At 51.9% G+C, this 22,995-nt stretch carries 25 protein-coding genes and 1 other RNA gene (1 of these 26 only partly in view); 2 read left to right on the top strand and 24 right to left on the bottom strand.

What is annotated here, in order from left to right:
* From HUN04_25890 to HUN04_25795, 20 genes are all read right to left on the bottom strand, one after another.
* Window positions 1-907 carry the 5' portion of a tyrosine--tRNA ligase gene (locus HUN04_25890; GenBank protein WDP92972.1) on the bottom strand. The gene continues 380 nt to the left of window position 1, outside the view, so the window shows 907 of its 1,287 coding nt (coding positions 1-907); the start codon lies at window positions 905-907; its stop codon lies off the left edge, out of view.
* Window positions 908-925: 18 nt separating this feature from the next.
* Window positions 926-2,491: a ribonuclease Y gene (rny, locus tag HUN04_25885; protein WDP92971.1), complete on the bottom strand. Its 1,566-nt coding sequence runs from the start codon at window positions 2,489-2,491 to the stop codon at window positions 926-928.
* Between the two features lie 117 nt (window positions 2,492-2,608).
* A non-coding RNA gene (ssrS, locus tag HUN04_25880) (6S RNA) lies at window positions 2,609-2,797 on the bottom strand.
* A gap of 28 nt (window positions 2,798-2,825) precedes the next feature.
* Window positions 2,826-3,122, bottom strand: a complete 297-nt coding sequence (locus HUN04_25875) for a cell division protein ZapA (protein ID WDP92970.1) — start codon at window positions 3,120-3,122, stop codon at window positions 2,826-2,828.
* A gap of 26 nt (window positions 3,123-3,148) precedes the next feature.
* The gene (locus HUN04_25870) at window positions 3,149-3,421 is read right to left on the bottom strand and encodes a hypothetical protein (GenBank protein WDP92969.1); all 273 of its coding nucleotides are present in this window, start codon (window positions 3,419-3,421) and stop codon (window positions 3,149-3,151) included.
* A gap of 54 nt (window positions 3,422-3,475) precedes the next feature.
* Window positions 3,476-4,228, bottom strand: a complete 753-nt coding sequence (locus HUN04_25865) for an NTP transferase domain-containing protein (protein WDP92968.1) — start codon at window positions 4,226-4,228, stop codon at window positions 3,476-3,478.
* A gap of 107 nt (window positions 4,229-4,335) precedes the next feature.
* On the bottom strand, window positions 4,336-4,599 hold the full coding sequence (atpC, locus tag HUN04_25860) for an ATP synthase F1 subunit epsilon (protein ID WDP92967.1): 264 nt from the start codon (window positions 4,597-4,599) through the stop codon (window positions 4,336-4,338).
* 21 nt (window positions 4,600-4,620) lie between these two features.
* Entirely contained in the window at window positions 4,621-6,024 is a 1,404-nt protein-coding gene (atpD, locus tag HUN04_25855; protein WDP92966.1) for a F0F1 ATP synthase subunit beta, read from the bottom strand.
* 47 nt (window positions 6,025-6,071) lie between these two features.
* Window positions 6,072-6,968 carry an ATP synthase F1 subunit gamma gene (atpG, locus tag HUN04_25850; protein WDP92965.1) on the bottom strand — a complete coding sequence of 299 codons (897 nt, stop codon included), beginning with the start codon at window positions 6,966-6,968 and terminating at the stop codon, window positions 6,072-6,074.
* A gap of 69 nt (window positions 6,969-7,037) precedes the next feature.
* Complete coding sequence (locus HUN04_25845; protein WDP92964.1) at window positions 7,038-8,552, bottom strand: F0F1 ATP synthase subunit alpha; 1,515 nt, start codon at window positions 8,550-8,552, stop codon at window positions 7,038-7,040.
* Window positions 8,552-9,103, bottom strand: coding sequence for a F0F1 ATP synthase subunit delta (locus tag HUN04_25840; protein ID WDP92963.1), 552 nt, complete (start codon window positions 9,101-9,103; stop codon window positions 8,552-8,554). Before HUN04_25840 ends, HUN04_25845 begins: the two co-directional genes overlap by 1 nt.
* Entirely contained in the window at window positions 9,103-9,696 is a 594-nt protein-coding gene (locus HUN04_25835; protein WDP92962.1) for an ATP synthase F0 subunit B, read from the bottom strand. The genes HUN04_25840 and HUN04_25835 overlap by 1 nt, the downstream gene beginning before the upstream one ends.
* Entirely contained in the window at window positions 9,696-10,127 is a 432-nt protein-coding gene (locus HUN04_25830; protein ID WDP92961.1) for an ATP synthase F0 subunit B, read from the bottom strand. Before HUN04_25830 ends, HUN04_25835 begins: the two co-directional genes overlap by 1 nt.
* A gap of 307 nt (window positions 10,128-10,434) precedes the next feature.
* Complete coding sequence (gene rodA / locus HUN04_25825; GenBank protein WDP92960.1) at window positions 10,435-11,544, bottom strand: rod shape-determining protein RodA; 1,110 nt, start codon at window positions 11,542-11,544, stop codon at window positions 10,435-10,437.
* Between the two features lie 2 nt (window positions 11,545-11,546).
* The gene (gene mrdA, locus HUN04_25820) at window positions 11,547-13,415 is read right to left on the bottom strand and encodes a penicillin-binding protein 2 (protein ID WDP92959.1); all 1,869 of its coding nucleotides are present in this window, start codon (window positions 13,413-13,415) and stop codon (window positions 11,547-11,549) included.
* 5 nt (window positions 13,416-13,420) lie between these two features.
* On the bottom strand, window positions 13,421-13,954 hold the full coding sequence (locus tag HUN04_25815) for a hypothetical protein (protein WDP92958.1): 534 nt from the start codon (window positions 13,952-13,954) through the stop codon (window positions 13,421-13,423).
* Between the two features lie 18 nt (window positions 13,955-13,972).
* Window positions 13,973-14,785 carry a rod shape-determining protein MreC gene (mreC, locus tag HUN04_25810; protein ID WDP92957.1) on the bottom strand — a complete coding sequence of 271 codons (813 nt, stop codon included), beginning with the start codon at window positions 14,783-14,785 and terminating at the stop codon, window positions 13,973-13,975.
* 5 nt (window positions 14,786-14,790) lie between these two features.
* Window positions 14,791-15,837 (bottom strand): rod shape-determining protein, encoded by a 1,047-nt coding sequence (locus HUN04_25805; protein WDP92956.1) that lies wholly within the window; start codon window positions 15,835-15,837, stop codon window positions 14,791-14,793.
* A 121-nt stretch (window positions 15,838-15,958) separates the two neighbouring features.
* A complete protein-coding gene (locus tag HUN04_25800) occupies window positions 15,959-17,071 on the bottom strand; it encodes a beta-lactamase family protein (GenBank protein WDP92955.1) in 1,113 nt (370 codons plus the stop codon).
* Window positions 17,071-17,949 (bottom strand): LD-carboxypeptidase, encoded by an 879-nt coding sequence (locus tag HUN04_25795; protein ID WDP92954.1) that lies wholly within the window; start codon window positions 17,947-17,949, stop codon window positions 17,071-17,073. The genes HUN04_25800 and HUN04_25795 overlap by 1 nt, the downstream gene beginning before the upstream one ends.
* A gap of 172 nt (window positions 17,950-18,121) precedes the next feature.
* Between HUN04_25795 and HUN04_25790 the strand changes: the two genes are divergently transcribed.
* Window positions 18,122-18,547, top strand: a complete 426-nt coding sequence (locus tag HUN04_25790) for a hypothetical protein (protein ID WDP92953.1) — start codon at window positions 18,122-18,124, stop codon at window positions 18,545-18,547.
* Window positions 18,548-18,563: 16 nt separating this feature from the next.
* Here HUN04_25790 and HUN04_25785 read toward each other — a convergent pair whose 3' ends face one another.
* A complete protein-coding gene (locus HUN04_25785; GenBank protein WDP92952.1) occupies window positions 18,564-18,887 on the bottom strand; it encodes a cupin domain-containing protein in 324 nt (107 codons plus the stop codon).
* 193 nt (window positions 18,888-19,080) lie between these two features.
* Here HUN04_25785 and HUN04_25780 point away from each other — a divergent pair, with 193 nt between their 5' ends.
* On the top strand, window positions 19,081-21,066 hold the full coding sequence (locus tag HUN04_25780; protein WDP92951.1) for a U32 family peptidase: 1,986 nt from the start codon (window positions 19,081-19,083) through the stop codon (window positions 21,064-21,066).
* A 42-nt stretch (window positions 21,067-21,108) separates the two neighbouring features.
* Here the strand turns inward: HUN04_25780 and HUN04_25775 are convergent, their stop codons facing one another.
* From HUN04_25775 to HUN04_25765, 3 genes are read right to left on the bottom strand one after another with little or no spacing between them, the layout of a single operon-like run.
* Window positions 21,109-21,717 (bottom strand): hypothetical protein, encoded by a 609-nt coding sequence (locus HUN04_25775; GenBank protein WDP92950.1) that lies wholly within the window; start codon window positions 21,715-21,717, stop codon window positions 21,109-21,111.
* Window position 21,718: 1 nt separating this feature from the next.
* Entirely contained in the window at window positions 21,719-22,288 is a 570-nt protein-coding gene (locus HUN04_25770) for a methyl-accepting chemotaxis protein (protein ID WDP92949.1), read from the bottom strand.
* A gap of 24 nt (window positions 22,289-22,312) precedes the next feature.
* Complete coding sequence (locus HUN04_25765) at window positions 22,313-22,906, bottom strand: SurA N-terminal domain-containing protein (GenBank protein WDP92948.1); 594 nt, start codon at window positions 22,904-22,906, stop codon at window positions 22,313-22,315.
* Window positions 22,907-22,995 lie beyond the last annotated feature (89 nt).

The raw sequence follows: 22,995 nt of genomic DNA, 5'->3' as shown, positions 1-22,995 counted from the left end.
CTATCTTGGTGGCCTCATAGGCGAGGATGGTTTTGGCTTTGTTTAAATCAGCCCCTTCAAGGGAATTGACCGTTTCTATCTCTTCCATGGGAAGAAAAGTAAATAGTGCCAGAAAACGGGCCACATCGGCATCATCTGAATTGACCCAGAACTGGTAGTACTCGTAGGGAGAGAACCGTTCTGGATCCAGCCAGACAGCTCCTTTGTGGGTCTTACCCATTTTAATGCCGGCTGCCGTGGTGATCAGCGGAAAGGTTATGCCGTAGGCCTGTTTTCCGGTCATCTTCCGGACCAGGTTAATGCCGGCAACAATATTGCCCCACTGGTCGCTGCCCCCCATCTGGAGAAAGCAGTCGTAATCCCGGCTCAAACACATAAAGTCATAGGACTGCAGCAGCATATAGTTAAACTCGATAAACGTCAGGCCGTCTTCAGCCTCCATGCGCGCCTTGTAACTCTCGGCCTTGATCATCCGGTTGACGGAAAAATGACGTCCGACATCCCGTAAAAAAGGGATGTATTTCAAATTATTGAGCCAGTCGCCGTTATCCACGAGCAATGCCTTGTCATCGGAAAAATCAATAAACCGTTCCAACTGCCCCCGGATGCCGGCTTTGTTTTCCTCAATCTCTTCGACTGTGATCACCTTTCGCAACTCGGTTTTCCCGGACGGATCGCCTATCATGCCTGTTCCGCCGCCCACAAGGGCTATGGGCCGATGCCCGTGGCGCTGCATATGGGCCAGAGCCATGATACAGACCAGACTGCCGACATGGAGACTGGATGCGGTAGGATCAAACCCGATGTAACAAGTCGCCCTATTGTTCTCCAGATAGTCTTCAAGTTCCTCTGTATGCGTCGTTGCCTCTACAAATCCGCGCTCTTTAAGTACCGATAAAACACTCATTCCCGTTTGAATTCCTTATTATTTCTTTGTGTATTCAACTGCTCTGGTTTCACGTATGACAACGACCTTAACCTGGCCGGGAAAGGTCAGATTTTCTTCAATCTGACGCGCAATATCCCTGGAAAGGAGTACGGCGTCTTCGTCGTTAATTTTTTCACTTTCAGTAATCACTCGAATCTCACGCCCGGCCTGGATTGCGTAAGTATTGGTTACGCCGTCAAACCCGTTGGCAATGTTTTCAAGATCTTCCAAGCGTTTCACATAATTTTCAAGGCTTTCCTTCCTTGCGCCGGGCCGGGCACCGGACAATGCATCCGCCGCCTGAACGATGAAATCGTATACAGTTTCAGGCATCCGGTCTTCATGGTGTGAGGCAATTGCATTGACCACACCTTCAATTTCACCGTACTTTTTGGCCAGCTTGGCACCGATAATGGCATGGGCACCGTCAACTTCATGATCCACGGCCTTACCGATATCATGGAGCAGCCCCATCCGCTTGGCCAGCTTTATATTGAGTCCCAGTTCAGCAGCAATAACACCGGATAGGAATGCCACTTCAACGGAATGCTGGAGGACATTCTGTGCATAGGAGGTTCTGAACTTTAGTTTGCCCAGCACCTTGATCAGTTCAGGATCAATACCGTGAACGCCAAGATCAAAGGCTGCCTGCTCGCCCGCCTCTTTTATGGCGGCCTCGACCTCCTCCCCGGCCCGTTCGACCACATCCTCAATGCGTGCAGGATGGATACGCCCGTCGGAAATCAGTTTTTCAAGAGAGAGCCTTGCAACCTCCCGGCGGACCGGGTTAAATCCTGACAGGATAACGGCTTCAGGAGTATCATCGATGATAAGATCAATACCGGTAGCAGCTTCAAGCGCCCTGATATTCCGCCCTTCCCTGCCGATAATCCGGCCTTTCATTTCATCACCGGGCAGATGAACAACAGAAACGGTCCGCTCGGCCACATAATCCCCTGCATAGCGCTGGACCGCTGTGGAGATAATTTTCTTGGCCTCTTTATCCGCCTTTTCCCGGGCTTCGCTGGTAATTTTTTTGATCAGCTTGGCCCCTTCATGCTTTGCTTCATCCTCCATGGCCTTAAGCAGAAGTTCTTTTGCCTCGTCTAAAGTGAGGCCGGAAACTTTCTCAAGCTCACGCTTGGTCTCCTCAAGTAAATTCTTATATTGCTCCTCCCTGCGGGTCGCCGTCTCCAGCTTCTTACGGGATTCTGATTCATTCCTTGAAATTTCTTGTTCTCGCCTTGAAAACTGATCTTCAACACGGTCTAGCTTTTCACTCTTTTTGGCCAATCGCCGTTCTTCCTTTTTAAGCTCCCTCCGGGTCTCCTCGGTCTCTGTATCAAAAGTGCTTTTCATTTCCAGCAGTCTTGAACGGGCTTCGAGCTTAGCCTCTTTAAGAAGAGTTTCGGCTTTACGGCCGGCCTCCTCAACTATCCGCTTCTGTTCTTCTTCTATATTAAGATTTTCCAGGGTCACCTTTTTTTTAATGATGAAAAAGGCGACGGCAGAACCGCCAAGAAGGACAACCAGTATTGATGCGAGCATCACCATAAGGTCCATTCAATTATTCTCCTCAATTTATCGGTATCTATGATGTAACGCATTACTTTATAAAAATTATGGAATGGGATAATGCGTATGGGGGAGGGAGTCTGGAAGAAATCAATCGTATAACAAATACCCCCCACAAACTGCCGTGTTGCTCTTAAGGCTTTGAACCAAGGGTTCAAAAGGTGGGGTGTCCAATAATACCTTTAGGCTTTTCCTTACTGTAGAGGAACCTGCTCACCAGTATCAGCGTGAACTCCCTTTTACTAATGCGTTAGGACAAAGTCTGTATTACAATCACGCACATTGCAGGGGGTTGTTGTCATATGGGATAAGTAAATTTTATTTATTCAATTTCCTCATCTATTTTTTTCAATAAGGATGAAATTCTCTTTTCAACATCGCTTTCAAGTTCGGAATACTGAAGCTTTAGTTCGTTAAAATCCTTAGATAAATTCATGGCAGCAAGAAGTAAAATGGCCATTTTATTTTTACCGGTGGTTTTATTCTGGAACGCTCCTTCCGCTTCCTTAATGTATTCCTTTACATGTTCTGCAACGATTCCGGGGTTGATCCTCTGGCCGGTGTCCGGCTTGAATTTAAATTCTTCCCCGAAAAGCTCAATTTTAACAATTTCATCCAAAGAGATCCCTTTATCGCGTCTTTATGCTACACGCTTGGCAGCCCGTCACTGCTCAGGTTGTTTGAAAATCCGTCCAGTTTTTCAAGAAGCCCGTCTATCTTTGACTTTACCAGGGTTTCTTGCTCTGCGTAGATTTCTTCACTCCTTGATTTCTCGTCCAGTTCCGTTTCCAGCGCTTGTATTCTGGAAACCAGCTTTGTATTTTCCTCCTGAAGGGACTGGCAGAATTCAATTAAAAAATCTACCCGGATGTCAATATCGTCAAACTTGTTTTTTATACCCTCATTACCCAATTTCATAGTCTCATAAAGTCATTTATTGGAATTCAGTATAGTTCACATTCTTAAAGAAAGTCAAGGTAATTCATTTTGCCTTTCCATGAAGAGTTTTTCCGCATGGCCCAGTTGTTCCAGGGTATTTACCCCCATCACCTGATCTGAATCATCAATTGCCAGAACACGGGTGACGGCGTGTTGCGAGGCGGCTATTTCCACCAGGTCCGTCAAATAATATTCGGCTTGATTATTATTGGTTCCGATCAATTTAATACCGTTTTCAAGGAAATTGCGGTTAAAACAATAGATGCCTGAATTGACCAGTTGTATCGTTTTTTCAACGTCGCTGGCATCGGCTTCTTCCCGGACCGCCACAAGGCCTCCCCGGCTGTCCAAAATGATGCGGCCATATCCTTTTGGCTCATTTACCGTCACCGCCAGAAGAGTAAGATGCGCATTGGACGAGATATGGGTACGAACCAACTTATCAATAGTCGCGGCACAGATGAGGGGAACATCCCCGCAGAGCACCACAACACTTGACACCTTATCGCCAAGGTCTGGGATGGCGGCCTTTACGGCATCACCGGTTCCCAGCAACTCCCTCTGCATGGCATAGCAGACCCGATGGGATCTGGAGATTTGCTTTTTAACCGCGTCGGCCTGATGTCCAACCACAACGTGAATATGATGCGGCGACACCCCCTTGGCAGCCTCAATCACATGATTCACCATGCTCTTTCCGGCAACAGGGTGAAGCACCTTGGCCAGATTGGATTTCATCCGGGTGCCTTTCCCGGCTGCCAGAATGATTATTGCAACATCATCCATAGTAAACATTTTCCGTATTCAATATTCAAAGAAAAAGGGGATGCCGTTTTACAGGCATCCCCTTATATTTTGCGTCAACCGGACAATTCAAACCGCCCGGCCATGTGCTATTGGCTTACGGCAGATTCTGCCAGAATGGTCACTTTATCCGGCAATACTTCTGCAAAGCCGCCGCTGACAGTAATGGAATGCTCCTTACCTGCGGTGTCTTTATACCGGACAGTCCCTTCCTTCAGGGAGGTCAGGAAAGTGGTGTGGCCCTTGAGGGCACCGAATTCACCTTCGGTACCCGGTGCAACCACCATCTCCACTTCTTCACTGACCACTGCCTTTTGTGGTGTAACTACTTCAAGAAATAGTTTATCAGCCATGATAATCCTCCCAATGCTTATTTAAGCTTTGGCTTTCTCGATGGCGTCTTCGATGGCACCTACCATGTAGAAAGCGTTCTCAGGCAGATCATCATGTTTACCTTCAATAATTTCCTTGAATGATCTAACTGTGTCTTCAACCTTTACGAAGATACCGGCCATACCGGTGAATGTTTCAGCAACATGGAAAGGCTGGGACAGGAACTTCTGAAGCTTTCTGGCCCGCTGTACGGTAGTCTTGTCTTCGTCGGACAGCTCGTCCATACCGAGGATGGCGATGATATCCTGAAGTTCTTTGTATTTCTGCAGGGTCTGCTGAACAACCCGGGCTACATTGTAATGCTCTTCACCAATGTAGGCGGCATCCAGGATTCTGGAGGTGGAGTCAAGCGGATCCACAGCCGGGTAGATACCCAGCTCGGCGATCTGACGGGAAAGTACAACGGTACCGTCCAGATGGCCGAAGGTGGTGGCGGGCGCGGGGTCAGTCAAGTCGTCGGCAGGTACGTATACGCACTGGACAGCAGTGATGGAACCTTTGTCAGTGGAGGTAATACGTTCCTGCAGTTCGCCCATGTCAACCGCCAGAGTCGGCTGGTAACCAACGGCAGAAGGCATACGACCCAGGGTTGCAGACACCTCTGCACCGGCCTGGGTGAAACGGAAGATGTTGTCAACGAAGAGCAGCACGTCCTGGCCTTCTTGATCACGGAAGTATTCCGCGCAGGTCAGGCCGGAAAGGGCTACACGGGCACGGGCTCCGGGAGGTTCAGTCATCTGACCGTAAACCAGGGCACACTTGGGAAGTACGCCGGAGTCCTTCATCTCGTGATAAAGGTCGTTGCCTTCACGGGTTCTTTCACCAACGCCTGCAAATACGGAGATACCGCCGTGCTGCATGGCGATGTTGTTAACCATTTCCATCATGATAACGGTCTTGCCAACACCGGCGCCGCCGAACATGCCCATTTTACCGCCACGGGGGAAGGGAACCAGAAGGTCGATAACCTTTACGCCGGTTTCCAGTACCCGGACAGAGGTGTCCTGCTCGGTAAAAGCAGGCGCATGTCTGTGGATGGGAAGGGTTTTTTCCATGGAGATGTCGCCCAGGCCGTCAACGGGGCGGCCCACAACGTTGAGAACCCGGCCCAGGGAAGCTTCGCCGACGGGCATCATAATGGGAGCGCCGGTGTCTTTTACAACCATGCCCCTCTGGAGGCCGTCGGTTACGTCCATGCCGATGCAGCGGACAACATTGTCGCCCAGGTGCTGGGCAACCTCGATTACCAGGTTGTCTTCCATGTCCCCGATGGTGGGGTTGGTTACGGTCAGAGCGGTAAGTACCGGAGGAAGTTTGCCAGGTTCAAACTCAACGTCAACGACAGCGCCGAGAACCTGTGAAATTTTACCTATATTTTCAGCCATTTTTTTCTCCTGTAAAGCTGTTTAATTATGCGTATAATCTATTTGATTTACCCTTTAAGTGCTTCAGCACCGCCCACAATATCCATGAGGTCTGCCGTAATGGCTGCCTGACGGGTTTTATTGAAGAGCATCTGCAGTTCGCCAACCATGTCCTCACATGCCTTGGTGGCATTTTCCATGGCCCGCATACGGGCGGCATGTTCAGAGGTTGAGGTCTGAAGCAGTGCGTCATATATCTGAATGAAAATGTTCTTGGGCAGCATTTCACCCAGCAGTGCATCAGAGGAAGGTTCGCAGATGTGTTCCGGAAGGAAGGGTGCATCGGCGTCAGCCTCTTGTTCTTCTCCCACCATGTCGTTCAGGGACGGAATGGGAAGGATCTGTTTCACTGTGGGGATCTGTTTTGCCATACCCTGGAATTCAGAGTAAATCAGATATACTTCATCAACAGCTCCTTCAAGGAAACTGTCAATCAGTGTCTGGCCTGAGCCGGAAGCCACTGAGAATTCCACATTGCCGCCCACAACCCCGATGTATTCATCGGCAATTGCAAGCTCCTGCTTTGCGGCCCAGTCGCGCCCTTTTTTGCCGAAGCAAACAAAGGAGACTTCCTTGCCTTCAAGCTCAGATTTGAGCATTTTTTCAGCTTTATCAATCAAATTGATATTAAAACCGCCACACAGCCCTCTGTCCGAGGTACAGAGGAGCAGGGCCACCTTTTTAACTTCTTCTTTAGGCACCAGAAGGGGTGAGGCATCCTCACCGGCCTTGCCGGCAATGGAACCCAGAACTTCCGCAAATTTGGAGGCATAGGGCATAAATGCCTCCATGGCGTTCTGGGCACCGCGCAATCTTGAAGTGGCGACCATTTTCATGGCAGAGGTAATCTGTTTAGTCTTTTTTACAGAGACTATTTTCGATTGTACTTCTTTTAAGTTTGCCATATGATCTACCTTTTCGCCTATTTATTAATTATTTTCCGATATTCAGTTTAACACGAACTAATTTTAAAATTAGACGGTTTCCTTGAATTCTTCGTCATAGGCTTCCAGGCATGCTTTCAGCTTGGCTTCGACTTCGTCGTCGATTTTCTGCTTTTCTTTCAGGCCGGCAAATACTTCGGGGAACCGGTTTTCAACGAAGGGATAAAGGCCTTCTTCGTATTTTGCAACCGCTTCTCTGGGGTATTTGTCAATATAGCCCTTGGTACCTGCATAGAGAGCAGTAACCATTTTTTCCATGGGAAGGGGCTGGAACTGGGGCTGTTTCAGCAGTTCAACCAGTCTTTCACCACGGGTCAGCTGTTTCTGGGTGGCTTCGTCAAGGTCGGAACCGAAGGCGGCAAAGGCCTCCAGCTCGCGGTACTGGGCCAGATCCAGACGCAGGGTACCGGCAACCTGTTTCATGGCTTTAACCTGGGCGGCACCACCAACCCGGGATACGGAGAGCCCAACGTCGATGGCCGGACGAATACCGGCAAAGAACAGGTCCTTGTCCAGGAAGATCTGACCGTCGGTGATGGAGATAACGTTGGTGGGGATAAAGGCGGAAACGTCGCCTTCCTGGGTTTCGATGATGGGCAGTGCGGTCAAGGAACCGGCACCCAGCTCATCACTCATCTTGGCGGAACGTTCCAGCAGGCGGCTATGGTTGTAGAAAATGTCGCCGGGGAAGGCTTCACGTCCGGGGGGACGTCTCAGCAGCAGGGATACCTGACGGTAAGCGGCGGCCTGTTTTGAAAGGTCATCATAAACGATGAGGGAATGCTCGCCTTTGTCACGGAAGTATTCGCCCATTGCGCAGCCGGCGTAGGGTGCCAGGTACTGCATGGCAGCAGACTCGGAAGCGGAGGCCACAACAACGGTGGTGTATTCCATTGCGCCGTGCTCTTCAAGGGCAGCAACAACCTGGGCAACCGTAGATTTTTTCTGGCCGCAGGCAACGTAGATACATTTGATGCCGGATTCTTTCTGAGCGATGATGGCGTCAACCGCAACGGCAGTTTTACCGATCTGACGGTCGCCGATGATCAGCTCACGCTGGCCACGGCCAACAGGGGTCATGCCGTCAACAGCCTTGGCACCGGTGTAGCAGGGTTCGTGCACACCCTTTCTGGCGATAACGCCGGGGGCAACCAGTTCCATGTTCATGTAAGTATCGGAGTTGATGGGACCCTTGCCGTCAACGGGCTCGCCTGTGGTGGTTACAACGCGGCCCAGCAGGGCTTCGCCAACGGGAACGGAGGCAATACGGTCGGTTCTTTTTACAACGTCGCCTTCTTTGATCTGCTTGTCATCACCCAGGATGGCAACACCGACGTTGTCGGCTTCCAGGTTGAGCGCCAGGCCCAGGATGCCGCCGGGGAACTCAACCAGTTCCATTGCTTTAACTTTTTCCAAACCGTAAACGCGGGCAATACCGTCACCCGCAGACAGAACAACACCTGTCTCACTCAGATCAACTTCTGCATCAAATCCTTTAATTTGATCTTTGATAATCTGGCTTATTTCTTCTGCTTTAATTTCCATTAGACACTCTCACCTTTTTTTAAAGTTTCCCTCATATTGAGCAACTGGGTTTTTACGCTGCCGTCAAGTACAAGATCGCCGATTTTTGTAACGATGCCGCCGATGAGGCTTGAGTCCTGTTTCACATTCAGCACGATGGTCTTGCCGGTCTTTTTAGACAGACCGTCTTTGATCTTGTCGATATTTTTCTTGGACAGTTTTGTAGCCGATGTAACGGAAGCTTTGACAATACCGTTCAGCTCGTCTGCCATCTCCCTGTAATAGGAAGCGATATCCCTTAAACAACCGATTCTACCCTTATCAAACAGCAATATCAGAAAGGATTTCATGATATCGGAAAAAGTGGCGGAAGCGATCACGGCCTCCAGCAACTTTTTTCTGTCGTTTTTGTTGATCAGGGGGTTGACCAGGGCCTGTTCGAATCCTTCTTGGGCGTCAAAAAGCCCGACCATTCCGGTCAGCTCTTTGTTGTATTGCTCTGCCTGGCCGTCTTCCTGGCCGATCAGCAGCAATGCCTTGGCATAACGCCTTGAAACCGCGAGATTTTTCATTATGCCTCCACCTTTTTCAAGTATTCGTCAACAAGTCGATCCTGATCCTTCGCTTTGATGGATTTTTTGATGACTGCCTCTGCCTTGTCCATTGCTTTTTCAACGATCTCCTGTTGAAGAACAGCTTTGGCAGCTTTGAATTCCTGTTCGATATTCCGTTTGGCCATATCTTCCAGTTTATCAGCCTGCGCCCCAGCTTCTGCAATGATTCTCTTTTTGGCTTCCTCACCCTGTTTGATGTAATCTTCAACAATCTGTGCAGATTCCTGTTCAAGATTTCTGAAACGGGTTTCGTATTCAGCCAGTTTCTTTTCCGCGTCTGCTTTTTTCTGCTCCAGCTCGCTCAGTTCTTCTCCAATATCCTTTGCACGGGTAGAGAAAAACTGGGACACCGGTTTCTTGGCAATAAAAAACACACCTACGGCAAGGAGGCCGAAGTTGAGCACCTTCCAGGTATCTTCAGTGATCCAGGTATTGTGCACTTCACCGTGGCCGCCTCCGGATGATGCCAAGGCCACGGCCGCAGCCCCGCCCACCAGCGCCATTACCGTACCGGAAACTTTAAGGTGTTTCTTCCAATTTAATTTTTTCATCAGCACGCCCTCCCAAGAATCTTCTCACCGATGGCTTTTGCATAGGCATCCACCTCGGCTTCCAGGGCTTTACGGGCCTGCTCGGTCTCTTCTGCCACCTGTTTCTTGATCTGGGCAAAATTGGCCTGAGCTTTCTTGTTGATCTGCTCGATTATTTCCTTTTCCTCTGCAGATGCCTCTTCAATGAATGCCTCTTTTTTCTTGAGACCTTCACCACGGGCCTCTTTCAAACCATTCTTGTAGGCATCTTTCTGGGTGCCGAGATCCGCCGCAGCTTTTTCAACGCCGTTTTCAAGGCCTTGTACTTTGGCTTTTCTCTCCAGAATGACATTACGGATTGGTTTGTAAAGAACCGTGTTGAGGACAAAAAGCAGGATAAGGAAATTGATCATCTGATATACCGCTGATATATCAGGAATCACAGTTATCATAAAATTCCCTCCGCCAGTTAATGATTACTAAAAAATCAACCACTTATATCCTAGCGGCCGAATTCTTCCGAATTCGACCTAAATTCTTGAATGATCGAGACTTGAGTACCATCCGGCACACCATTTGTCAACATTGAATCAGAAATATTTTCAAGGTTTGAAAACCCCGGAATCAGGGACTTTCAGCCTGTATCTGCCCGAAAAAAAAACAATAAAAATTGTAAAGATTTTTGATTAGTTCAATAAAAAAAACTTAACGAGGCGTAATAAAAAATAAAAACGTAATTTTGCCCCTTCGGGATCGGGTTCAGGAGCTAGTAAACTTTCTCATACTGATGTTCAGTAGAATGCCGAATCCGACCATATTGGTGACAACCGAGGAACCGCCGTAGGAAATGAGAGGCAAGGGCACACCGACCACCGGCATCAGCCCCATGACCATGCCGATATTAATGAAAATCTGCCAGAATATCATGGCCGTGATCCCGAATGCCAGGATGGAGCCGAACATATTCCTGCAATTGTAGGCAATATTCAGTCCCCAGAACAGGAGGACAAAATATAACAGGAGAAGTACCACACATCCCGCAAACCCCCACTCCTCAGCCAGGACGGACAGGATAAAATCCGTGTGCTGCTCGGGCAGAAAATTCAATGCATTCTGGGTGCCTTTTAAAAATCCTTTACCGGTGAGCATGCCCGACCCAATGGCGATCTTGGACTGTATAATATGGTAACCGGCCCCCAGGGGGTCCCGGTCAGGATCCAGAAACGTCAGGATCCGCCCCTTCTGGTAGTCTTTGAGCCCGAAGAACCAGACCAGGGGAACAATGGGCAGTCCCACCCCTGTAAAGGTCAAAATTACTTTTTTCTGCACCTTCACAAACAGGGTAATCGTTCCGGCAATGAGCAGCAGAAGAAGGCCTGTGCCGAGGTCCGGCTGGTTGACGATGAGCCCGAAGGGGATCAAACAAAGCGTAGCCGGTTTTATAAGGTTGCGGAACCCCAGCCCCTCCTGGGAAACACTGCCGGCATAAACGGCTGCCAGGCTGATAATCAATGAAATTTTCATCAGCTCAGAGGGCTGCATCCGTATGGGCCCCAGCACCAGCCACCGCTGGGAGCCGCCCCCCACCTTCCCGAAAAGATAGGTGGACACCAATAGTCCGACACAGAGGACATAAAAAAAGAGATGGAGCTTTCCGAGTTCTCGGAAATCCACCACCAGGCTGACCAGGATAATAAAAAACCCGGCCCCCATCCACACCGCCTGTTTTTTAAACAGACCGTGGAGGACAGCACCGTCCGCACCTGCCGTAACCGCTGAATAAAGAATCATCATCCCTGCGGCGCAGATCAGAATGATGACACCTAAAAAACCCCAATCAAAGTTCTCAATTAACCGGCGGTCAAACATAGCTACTCCTGTTGGTCTTTGCCGTGCTCCGACAGCATGGCCATGGCCGGATCAGGCGCTCCCAGGTAAGAACGTATCAGCTCCCCGGCCACAGGAGCAGCCGCACTTGACCCGTGCTCTCCATGCTCAATCATGACGGAAACCGCAACTTTCGGATTTTCAGCCGGCGCATAGCAGACAAACCAGGCATGGTCCTGGAGGGTCCGGCCCAGCTTTTTATTATCGAATTTTTCTCCGGCCTTTCGGCTGAACACCTGGGCGGTACCGGTCTTCCCGGCGATAGTGATATCTTTGAGCCGGATACGCCTGGCCGTTCCCCTGCTTCCATGCACCACCTTCAACATCCCCTTTCTCACCAGGGCAAGATTCTCCGGAGACACCGGCAGGCCGCCTGTTATTTCAGGCTCGATTTCTTTAACCATTTTCCCCCGGTAATCCCGGACCGCCTTCACGATACGCGGCCGGTAGAGGGTCCCGCCGTTTCCAACGGCAGCGATGAACACGGCCATCTGCAGGGGCGTCACCAGGTTAAACCCCTGTCCGATACTGATGGACAGGGTTTCCCCGGCCTGCCAGGATTCCTTGAACCGCTTCTTTTTCCAGGCCGCGGTGGGGATCAGTCCGTCCCGCTCGTGGGCCAGACGGATACCCGTCAACCGGCCCAGTCCGGCCCCGTTTGCGTACTGGGCCAGCTTATCCACCCCGAGCTCTTCGCCGGTTCTGTAGAAAAAAACATCACAGGATCGTTCTATGGCCCCCACCACATCAAGCTCCCCGTGTCCGTGCCGGTTCCAGCAGTGGTAACGCCGATTTCCGAACTTATAAAACCCGGGGCAGAAAAATGTACTGCTCCGGTCAATGACCTTCTCTTCAAGCCCAGCCATTGCCGTTATAATTTTATAGGTGGAGGCAGGGGGGTATTCCGCCTGGATGGCCTTGTTATTCATGGGCCTGCCCGGATCGTCCATGAGGGCCCGCCATTTTTTGCTGGAAATTCCCCCGATAAAATCGTTCTGGTCAAAACTGGGGGTGGAGGCCATAACCAGCACATCTCCATTGGACGGATCCAGGACGACCACCGCACCGTCCTTGCCGGCCAGCAATTCTTCGGCCCGCTGTTGCAGTTTTAAATCCAGGGTAAGATACAAATCTTTTCCGGGAACGGGATCCACGGTCTTGAGCACCTTGATCACCCGGCCGTTGACATCCACTTCCACCTGCCGGCCGCCCCGCTTGCCCTGAAGAAAGGGTTCGAAACTTTTCTCCACCCCGTATCTGCCGATGGAATCCCCGGTTTTAACATTGGGATATTTCCCGCTCTGCAACTCTTCTCGATTTATTTCCCCCAGATAACCCAGCAGATGGGCCGCTGTTTTTTCATATATATAATGTCGGGTGGGCTCGATATCAATATAGACACCGGGCAGATCAAACTGATGGGACTCCACCATGGCCAGCAGATCCCGGGAGATATCCCGTTTCAGGACCAGTGGCTTGTAAAAAGCTGACCGGCCGGCCTTTTTGATACTCGCCATAAGCTCATCCTGGGGTTCGCCGGTGAGTCCTGACAAATGCGCCACCGTCTCCTTTACCGGTTTGGCATCCTCCAGCACGATACTCAGATCAAATGCCGGCCGGTTGTCCACCAGCAGGGTATTGCTGCGGTCATAAATCAGCCCCCGTGAGGATTTAATGCTTTTGAGCCGGACACAATTAGTTTGGGAAAGCCGCCGGTACTCTTCCCCCTTGATCATCTGAAGATAAACCAGCCTGAGCAGCAACAGGGAAAAAACCAGGACAATACAGAGGCTGGCCCCCATAAGCCGCTGCTTGAGCCAGTCCCGGTCCGGGTTTCTATTAATGTCGCCCATACTATTTACTCCCTGTATCTGCGTGCCAAGGAACGCCTTAACTGCCGGAGGAGAACGATCCAATTCTGCCGCATCACATTCATCAGCCAGACACCCGCAGGGATGCACAGACTTCCCAAAACCATCTGCTCAAGCACCAGAGAGTAATCAACCCCCAGCCACCCGGCCTGCCCATGGGAGACAAACACCGAAAAAAGAACAAGTCCCTGCTGAATGCCCACCGCCGCAAAACTCACCGCCATGATAAACAGGGCGCTGCGATGAAAAACAAACTGCCGGAACAATTTAACAATGAGGTACACCCAGAGGTAGGAAAAAATATGGATAAAAAAAGGCCCGCCTGAAATGCTGTCCATGACGGTACCCAGCACAATAATGGCGACCACAACCCCGTAATGGGAAAAGGCAAGGCTCATATGCAGGACCACAATCAACAGAATATCGAAGCCATGGGAAAAGAGAACCGTTCCCGGTAGAACAATGGTCTGGCAAAGAATCAGGGTAAGGGCGGCAATAAAAAAAAAGGTTAAATTCATCATACCCGCAGGGTGAGAAAATTAATGACCATTTTTATAGACAAGCACTTCTTCAAGTTTATCGAAATCCACACTGGTCTCAATAATAATATCCTGGAACAACTGAGAGTGGACTTTTTTTACATCAAGGACCCGGCCGATTTTAAGGCCTTTGGGGAAAACCTGGTCCATCCCCGAGGAAACGATCATTTCACCGGGGTTTACCTCGTCCTTGCGCAGGGCATATACAAAGGAGCAGGTATCTTCATTATTGCCCTTGACCATCCCCCGGACCCTGCTATTCTGCACCAGGGCATCCACGGCTGAATTGCGGTCAGTAATAAGCAACACCCTTGAAAAACCTGTGGAGACTTCGATGATCTGCCCCACGATGCCTTCGGATACCAGCACCGGCGCCCCTTTTTCCAAGCCGTCTGCGCTGCCCTTATCGATCATGATGGTCTTGAACCACGGGGAGGGATCCCGGGCAATGACCTGTGCCGCTACGTAGGTGGCCGGTACAGATCCGGTGAAATTGACAAACTTCTTCAGCCGGGCATTTTCCAGTTCAAGTTCTTCATACCTGTTTTGGATTTCAATGGCCCGGGCCAGTTCCCTTCGCAGTTCGTGGTTTTCCTCGACCGCCAGGACCGCAGCGAAATAGGTGGTCCACACCGACTCCCCGAATCCGACAACCCGGGTCACCACATACTGGAAGGGCGAGGTCAGGGAAATGGCCAGACGCTCTGCTCCGCTAACCGGAAGGGACTGGCGGCTGGTCATGGTGATAACAGTGAAATTCACCGCAATAAACAGCCCCACACCGATGATAATCAACACCCGCCTGGAAAACATCTATCTTAGCTGATGACCACTTCTTTAAGGATTTCAATGCTGTCAAGGGATTTCCCGCACCCCAGTGCCACTGTGGACAGGGGATCATCCGCTACAACGATGGGCAGGCCGCTTTTTTCCTGCAGCAGCTTATCCAGGTTTTTCAAAAGTGCCCCGCCCCCGGTGAGCACAATGCCGGAATCCACGATATCGGCGGCCAGCTCCGGCGGGGTCTGTTCCAGGGCGATGCGCACAGTTTCGACAATGGCGTCGATCTGCTCTGAGATAGCCACCCGGACCTCTTCGGAATCAATGGCCAGGATTTTGGGAATACCGGACACCAGGTCACGGCCCTTGACTTCAATGGTCTCCAGGTGCTCTGTATCGGGATAAGCATTGCCGATGGTGGTCTTGATAATCTCGGCGGTTCTCTCCCCGATGAGCAGATTATATTTGCGTTTGATATGCTGGCTGATGGAGGAATCCATCTTGTCTCCGGCCACCCGCAGGGACCGGGTATAGACCACGCCGGCCAGGGAAATCACAGCTACTTCTGTGGTGCCGCCGCCGATATCCACAACCATGTTGCAGGTGGGTTCGGTAATGGGCAGTCCCGCCCCTATGGCGGCCGCCATGGGTTCTTCAATGAGGAAAACCTCCCTGGCACCGGCAGACTCAGCACTTTCCTTTACCGCCCGCTTCTCCACCTGGGTGATGCCCGAAGGCACGGCAATAATAATTCTGGGCCGTACCAGAGTTTTTCTATTATTATGAACTTTCCGGATAAAATGCTTGAGCATGGCCTCTGTGACGGCAAAATCGGCAATAACCCCGTCCCGCATGGGGCGGATGGCTACAATATTGCCCGGCGTACGCCCCAGCATCCGTTTTGCCTCAAGCCCCACGGCCAGCACCTTGTTCTTGGACCGCTTATCCGTTCTTACCGCCACCACAGAAGGCTCGCTCAGTACGATGCCCTTCCCTTTCACGTAAACCAATGTGTTTGCCGTCCCCAGGTCAATGGCAAGATCATTGGAAAAGGCACCGAGCAAAGTATCAGTTATAAAGTTCATTTGTCCTCTTTCACACAAAAGTTGGGTTGAAATTCCACATCATTTGGATAAAACATTATTAAAAGATATTTGCTAACAAACTTATGGTTTTTTTACAAGAATAAAAGTGTTTCACAGCCGTTTATTTCCTTCCTTTTTGGTTCGCTGCCGCCTGGTGGATCAGATCATGGATAAAGGGCCTGAATTGCCTGATTCTCACATTCTCCCTTGAAGGGTGCACCCGGTTGGTCAGCAACACCACCATCAGGCCGTCCGCGGGGTCCATCCAGATTGAGGTGCCGGTGAATCCCAGGTGCCCCACGGCCCGGTCTGAGAAATGACGGCCCGCCGATGAATTTTCTTTGGCCGGCGTATCAAAACCGGCCACCCGGCCCATGCAGGGCCGTTTTTTGAAAAATATTTTGATCACCTCAGCATCAGGCACCCGCACCGGGCGCCCCATGGCAGCCGACAACACACTGCTGCCAAGCCGGAACACAGACTCCCCGTCACCAAAGAGCCCAGCATGGCCTTCCACACCTCCGGCGGCCCAGGCATTTTCATCTTCCACCTCGCCTTTGACCAACCGTCCCCTCCAGGGGCATCTGGAGGTTGCCGCCACGGCTCTGCCCCCTGCCCGCTCCGGCTCGCCCCCGGGGAAGTAAAGGCCGTCAATTCCCAGGGGATTAAAAACCGTTTCCCGCACAAGGCGGTCCAGGCGCATCCCTGAAATTGTTTCAAGGGCCCATGCAAGCAGGATGAACCCAAGATCGCTGTATACCTCTTGCCGTCCTGGGAGATGATCCAAGGGCTCATCCAGAACCCTTTGCCTTATGGCCGCCCTGGCCCCGTCAACAGGCCATGGGCAGGACCGGCCCAGCATTTTAAAATACGCCCGGTGCGCAGGCAGGCCGGAGGTGTGGCGCAGCAACATATCAATGGTGATGTCGGCCTTGTCCGTCCCCTCTGCCCCGGGCAGGATCTGCCCCAGAGCGGTATCCGTATCCATCTTCTTTTCCCTGATCAGCTCAGCTGCGGCCAGGGTTGTGGCCAGGGGTTTGGTCAGGGAGGCCAGGTCAAAAACGGTCTCCAATGAAACAGGTTCTCCCGTGGTCAAATCCGCCTGCCCGTAAGCACCGTGAAACATGATCCTATCCGGCGTCCCCCACACCAGCACGGCCCCTGGAAAGATTTGTTCCGCCACGGCCTTTTCCATGGCCAGGTGAACCCGGTGATATTCAGTTTGCCCCGACATCACACATCCTCCCAGGAAATCCGGACCCGGTCCGCATCCAGCCCAACAGGACGCCCCATGGGCATGGCCAGATTGATACTGCCGTGGCCTGCAGCCAATCCCATGCAGACCGGAATCCCCTTGGCGCCGAAAATCTCAGATATGATCTCCGGGATATATTCGGGATTGGCACATTCTTCAAATGAACCTGTCACCACGCCTTTCAGGCGGTCAAAGCACCCGGCCATCTCCATCTGGGTCAGCATGCGGTCTATTTTATATGCCGGTTCCCCCACATCTTCAATAAAAAGGATGCCCTCCCTGAAATCCGGCTGGAACCGGGTGCCCACCAGATGCACCAGGGTGGCCAGATTACCGCCCACCAGCCTTCCGACCGCCTTTCCCGGCACCAGACATTCTCCGGTGCCGGATTCTATTGCAGAAAGTCCGCCGGTCACCGCCCGGAAAAATCCGTCCAGGGTCTCCTGTCCAGCCCTGGCAAGGGAAACCAGATTGGGGCCGTGTACTGCAGCCAAGCCGGCACGGTCCACAAGGCCTGAAATCAGGGAAGACGCATCGGAAAATCCGACGAACAGTGTCGGATTGGCGCGGATCATATCCCAGTCCAGATACTCTAGTATCCGCATGGCACCGAATCCCCCGCGTACCGAGAGGATCCCTTTGACCTCTGGATCGGCAAACAGATCATTCACCACCCCGGCCCGTTCCCGGTCGGCCCCGGCAAGATACCGGTGTTGCCCGAAAATCCCCCCGGGGACCTTCACCTTGAACCCCATGGATTCAAGGCAATGAATCCCTATATCAAACAGGCCGCGGTCAAACCGGGCCGAAGGGGCGGCCACGGCCACCATGTCTCCTTTCTCCAAAAAAATTCCCATATGCTATTCCGTCAACCCCATATATGCATTGTAATTATACGATTATTTTAAAAAATGGCGGTTCACCGCCCCCATGCCTTGACAAGCCCCCCTTGAATTACATACAAGAGTCAGTACATACGCGGTTTGCAGCCCGATTCTATACATTTTCACACGAGAAAGGGGTAATTAAATGAAAAAAATTATCATTGGCGGTCTGGCTGCCCTCATCGGGGTGGCAGGTATATCTCAATTTTTCTTTTCTTTTTTGGGCGTTATGGCAGGTGCCCTGCCCGCTCTCCTGATACTGGGCGGAGCACTGGCCTTTTATCTGGGTTTTACCGACGTTCAGGAAGCCAAAAAAGATATAATGCCCGAACCCGATCCGGACATCCCGATGACGTCCGATGCCACAGCCCCATCCGGAACCGCTCCTGAAAAGGATGCACCCGGGGCTGCCCCGCCTGCCGCGCCGCAGTTCAAAGGTAATGCCGAAACCCTGGTATTCCACAGCATTGACTGTAAGTTTGCCCAGGGGAAAAAATGCACAGCCGAATTCGCCACCCGGGAAGCGGCCCTGGACCAGGGGTATAAACCCTGCAAGGTCTGCAACCCTTAAATTTTCAGCCCCGATTCTAAGGCAGATAGTCCTCCCTCACCGGTGAAAACACCTCCAGGGCGACGCTGTCTTCCAGAATCTGCGCCCGGTGTTCCACACCGCCGCCGATACACCAGCTGTCCCCCGGTCCCGCCTCAAAGGTCCGGTCGCCGATATGGAGAATGATTCTGCCGGAAACCAGAAACCCGGTCTGCTCCTGGGGATGGGAGTGGACCGGAAGTTCTGCCCCCCGGGCCAGTTCAAACCGGGTCATCAGTGTGTTTTCCCCGTAGACCAGGGTCTTCATCCTGATACCCGGCACCGGTTCCGTAAACCCTTGTTTATCATTCTGTACAAACATCGATTTTTCCATTGGTTGGTTGATTAATTTCTAACTTATGCCCGAACCCGAATCCGGCAATGGGAGATTGAAGGATTCCCGGTCGAACACAGGGTTTCATTATCCGCTATTGCTTTTACGGGTATCATTATTATAATACCCACTAAACTTGCAAGCGAGATCTATAATTTAATCCCAACCCATAAGCAGACATATGATATCCCATACAGATTTTACCCCGATGATCCTGGCCCCGGCCGGTGACAAAAACTCATTTCTGGCCGCCATTGCCGCAGGCGCAGATGCCGTTTATTGCGGATTGAAAATATTCTCAGCCCGGATGGAGGCGGACAATTTTTCCGTTGAAGAACTGGGCCGCCTCACCCGGCTGGCCCATTCAAAAGGGGTGAAGGTTTATGTCGCCATGAATTCCATTATCAAGGAATCCGAAATTGACAAAACCAGACGGATACTGGCCAAACTGGCTAACTTTGCCGATGTGGATGCCCTGATCATCCAGGACCCGGCCGTAGTCCGGCTGGCACAGCAGGCAGGCTATGAAGGGGAATTCCACCTTTCCACCCTGGGCAACTGCACCCACCCCGAGGGACTTGGGGCGGCCGCCAAAGCCGGATTCTCACGGGTGGTGCTTCCCCGGGAATTCAACCTCGACGAAATCAGGGCCATGGCCAGTGCTGTTCCTGGGGGTATGGATCTCGAAGTATTTATCCACGGCGCCCTTTGCTATTCGGTTTCAGGCAGATGTTACTGGTCCTCCTGGTTCGGCGGAAAAAGCGCGCTGCGGGGGCGGTGCGTCCAGCCCTGCCGCCGGATGTACGAACAAAAAAACCAGAAGCAGCGCCATTTCTCCTGTATGGATTTTTCCGTCGATGTCCTTGCCAAGGTGCTGCGTGAAATCCCGGAAGTCACCACCTGGAAAATAGAGGGCCGCAAAAAAAGTCCCCACTATGTTTATTACACGGTAAAGGCCTACCGCATTCTCAGGGACGATCCCAAACGAAAAAAAGAAGCCCTTTCCTGGCTGGATTATGCAATGGGCCGGGAATTCAGCCATTACAACCTGCTTTCCCACCGGGTGATGAATCCCCTGGACCACGGGTCGGAAACCGGATCCGGTCTTTTTCTGGGCCGGGTAAAAAATCCGGCAGAGCCATATATTAACAGTCGGGAGGAGCTTTTCACCGGAGACCTGCTGAGGATTGGTTACGAAGATGACAATTTCCACGATATCCAGCGGGTGACCCGTGCCGTACCCAAGAAAGGCAAATTCTTCCTCTCCAAAAAGGCAAAGGGCAGAATAAGGAAAGGGACGCCTGTATTTATGATCGACCGGCGGGGCAGCGAACTGGACGCCGTGATCAAGGACCTTGACACAGAACTTGCCGCCATTGAACCGGTCAGCGTACGTCCGGTAACGGATAAAAAAAAGAACGCCCCGTACAGCCCTGCGGCCAAACCCACAGGGGGCCGCTCCCGGAAAAAACGCCCCCCCTTTGAGATGGAAGTATTCCGGGGCAGGACCCGTCCGGGCAAAGGGTACAGGGATACGGGCCTGTGGATCTCCGCCGGGGGGTACGGCATCAAGCCCGCCGGCCGGACCTGGCTCTGGCTGGATCCCCTGCTATTCCCCGAAGAAGAGGAACTTTGCCGCCGCTATGTGGCCGCAGCCGTCAGGAAAGGCGCAAGGAACTTTGTCCTCAACGCCCCCTGGCAGATTGAGATGTTCAGAAATCCGGGCAGCCTGAACCTCTGGGCCGGCCCCTTCTGCAATATCACCAACGCCAGAACAATTGGATTCCTAAAATCACTGGGCTTTGCCGGCGCCGTTGTCAGCCCGGAACTGGATAAAGAAAATTTCCTTGAACTGCCCCGGGCCGCCTCCCTTCCTTTGGGAATAGTGGTCCGGGCCAACTGGCCCCTGGCCGTCTCCCGGATTGTTTCCCCTGCCCTTGACCTGGGCAAACCTTTTTTCAGTCCCAAGGGCGAAGGGGCCTGGACCTCCAAATCCAATAACACCTATTATACCTACCCGACCTGGATGCTGGACCTTTCCGCAAAAAAGGAAGAACTGGCCCAGGCCGGATACGCCATGTTCGTGAATTTGAACGAAAGAATCCCCAAGGGTGTCAAAATAAAAAACCGGCCCGGGCTGTGGAATTGGAACCTCAAACTCTTATAGGGGGGGCACACCTGGGAAGCGGACTTCATAAAAGATCATGGATTAATTGCTGATAAATCCACGCGCCAGGTGGCTGTCCACATAGCGGGCCAGGATCTCTGCGGTCTGGGAGGGAGGTCTCACGGCCAGGTAGTGGTCGATGATGGAATGGGCCAGTTCATGGGCCAGTATACCCTCGTGGAGATCCCGGACATTGAGGTAGACCGTATTGGTCTTGAAACGGTACCAGGCCCTGAGACGGCATTCCCCGGAATAGATCCGTTCATAGGCCCGCTTCAGCGAGGCGGTGCCACTGTGGAGGTTGACATTCACCGGCGCAAACCGCTTTTTCATGTCCAGGATTTCCGCCGCGCGCTCAAAGACGGCATCCACCTTCTCCCGGACCATCTCTTCAAGCTGCTGGCCGGTAATGGTTTCAAGGGCCAGGGGCCGGTTCCATTTCACCGGGCCGAATTTAACGCTGGTGTGAAACCGCTCAAGGTCTTCCCTGGATTTATATTTGATAAGCGTAAACCGGGTAATAATGATTTTCCATGGGCTGAGCGCCAATCCTGTGCCCGCCCATGCCGACCGCTGCGGCCCGGTTCCCATAGCCAGAAAAACAGCAGCGACCAGTATCAGTCTTGAAAGAAACCGCACGGGCAGGGACAATTTATTGGTCCAGATGAAACAGCTCTCTGATTTCCGCCCTCAAAAGGGAAATTTCCCTGCCGGCCTTTCCCCCCTTTTCAACAGCCGCCTCTATTTCCCCCAACCGCTCATCAACGCGGGATACCTTTTGATGCATGGACAGGACCATATGGTTCAGTGCCGAGGAGAGATCGGTGAGCTGGTCCTTTTTCCTCAAATTGATATTCACGCTTAGATCGCCGGCGGCCACCCGCATGAGGTCTTTTTCAAACCGGAACAATGGGCCGGCTATCCTGTGGGAAAAATAAACCATGACGACCACGGCGCCCAGGGAAATCAGCCCCAAAGTGATCAGGTTGGTCAGGATCACCGAGGGCATGATGGCCTGTCCCGTACTCCTGATCTCGAGCCGGGAATTAGCATAGGAGGAGGTCAGGGTATCCTGTGATAAGGCCAGCAGCAGGGCCGTTGACAGGAGAATACCGGCCAGAAGGACCAGGCAGAATTTAAGAATAAAGCCCGTCTGGAATTCTTTCTTTATAAAATAGGTGCGCCGTTTGTACAGACCCTGCTTCCCAACTGCCTCAGCCACGTTACCGTCCTCATCGTATTCGGGTTAAAGGCGTTTCTCAAACACCTTGATTTTCGCCTCTTTTTTCAGCCGTGAGACCCACTGCTCCATTTCTGCTGTCTGTTTTTCCTCTTTGAGAATATCCGCGATCTTTTTTTCAACCCGGTTCAGGGGCGGCATATTTTCTTTGCCGGTCTTCAATTCCTGATACCGGGCTTTAATTTCCCCCTCGCTGACCAGGGTCGTCTGGCGGATCTCCTCCATCTTTGCCGCCATGAGGTTCTTGATAAGGGTGGCTTCCCAGTATTTCTCAATGGCCGCCATAAACTCGGGCGCCTTATCCAGGTTCCGGTTCACCGCCTCCTGGATGAGCACCTCCTGGCGAATGAGCCGGTCCAGAAAGTCCTTCCTGGCCGCTGCTGTACATTTATACTCCCGGTCATACTCCAGTTCCCGGGCCAGCTTGGCCTGATACTCCCCCTGGGTCAACTTGTACTTATTGATTTTGGCCACCACCTGCCCGGCTTCGGCGGTCTGCTCCGGGGAACAGCCGCATATATACAATGAAGCAATCAGGCAGCCCGCCGCACAAAACAGGGGCCATATTGTCATCGTTGGTTTGGATGGCTTTGTCTTCATGGGGTGTCCCTCCCGACTAGTGATTCACGTCACCATTTATCTAAAGGAGCCGACGGGAAAGGTCAAATTAGGATGGTGTTAGCAAAAAT

The sequence above is a fragment of the Desulfobacter sp. genome (assembly GCA_028768525.1).
Classification (GTDB): domain Bacteria; phylum Desulfobacterota; class Desulfobacteria; order Desulfobacterales; family Desulfobacteraceae; genus Desulfobacter.
This window is presented reverse-complemented; position numbering and strand designations above follow the sequence as displayed.

Coding starts and splice junctions, on each gene's coding strand:
- HUN04_25805 (WDP92956.1), bottom strand. CDS start 15,837: ATGAACTTTATAACTGATACTTTGCTCGGTGCCTTTTCCAATGATCTT.
- atpC (WDP92967.1), bottom strand. CDS start 4,599: ATGGCTGATAAACTATTTCTTGAAGTAGTTACACCACAAAAGGCAGTG.
- HUN04_25780 (WDP92951.1), top strand. CDS start 19,081: ATGATATCCCATACAGATTTTACCCCGATGATCCTGGCCCCGGCCGGT.
- HUN04_25815 (WDP92958.1), bottom strand. CDS start 13,954: ATGATGAATTTAACCTTTTTTTTTATTGCCGCCCTTACCCTGATTCTT.
- atpG (WDP92965.1), bottom strand. CDS start 6,968: ATGGCAAACTTAAAAGAAGTACAATCGAAAATAGTCTCTGTAAAAAAG.
- mrdA (WDP92959.1), bottom strand. CDS start 13,415: ATGGGCGACATTAATAGAAACCCGGACCGGGACTGGCTCAAGCAGCGG.
- HUN04_25800 (WDP92955.1), bottom strand. CDS start 17,071: ATGTCGGGGCAAACTGAATATCACCGGGTTCACCTGGCCATGGAAAAG.
- HUN04_25840 (WDP92963.1), bottom strand. CDS start 9,103: ATGAAAAATCTCGCGGTTTCAAGGCGTTATGCCAAGGCATTGCTGCTG.
- HUN04_25830 (WDP92961.1), bottom strand. CDS start 10,127: ATGATAACTGTGATTCCTGATATATCAGCGGTATATCAGATGATCAAT.
- rny (WDP92971.1), bottom strand. CDS start 2,491: ATGGACCTTATGGTGATGCTCGCATCAATACTGGTTGTCCTTCTTGGC.
- HUN04_25790 (WDP92953.1), top strand. CDS start 18,122: ATGAAAAAAATTATCATTGGCGGTCTGGCTGCCCTCATCGGGGTGGCA.
- HUN04_25845 (WDP92964.1), bottom strand. CDS start 8,552: ATGGAAATTAAAGCAGAAGAAATAAGCCAGATTATCAAAGATCAAATT.
- HUN04_25835 (WDP92962.1), bottom strand. CDS start 9,696: ATGAAAAAATTAAATTGGAAGAAACACCTTAAAGTTTCCGGTACGGTA.
- HUN04_25795 (WDP92954.1), bottom strand. CDS start 17,949: ATGGGAATTTTTTTGGAGAAAGGAGACATGGTGGCCGTGGCCGCCCCT.
- rodA (WDP92960.1), bottom strand. CDS start 11,544: ATGTTTGACCGCCGGTTAATTGAGAACTTTGATTGGGGTTTTTTAGGT.
- atpD (WDP92966.1), bottom strand. CDS start 6,024: ATGGCTGAAAATATAGGTAAAATTTCACAGGTTCTCGGCGCTGTCGTT.
- HUN04_25765 (WDP92948.1), bottom strand. CDS start 22,906: ATGAAGACAAAGCCATCCAAACCAACGATGACAATATGGCCCCTGTTT.
- HUN04_25865 (WDP92968.1), bottom strand. CDS start 4,228: ATGGATGATGTTGCAATAATCATTCTGGCAGCCGGGAAAGGCACCCGG.
- HUN04_25870 (WDP92969.1), bottom strand. CDS start 3,421: ATGAAATTGGGTAATGAGGGTATAAAAAACAAGTTTGACGATATTGAC.
- mreC (WDP92957.1), bottom strand. CDS start 14,785: ATGTTTTCCAGGCGGGTGTTGATTATCATCGGTGTGGGGCTGTTTATT.
- HUN04_25785 (WDP92952.1), bottom strand. CDS start 18,887: ATGTTTGTACAGAATGATAAACAAGGGTTTACGGAACCGGTGCCGGGT.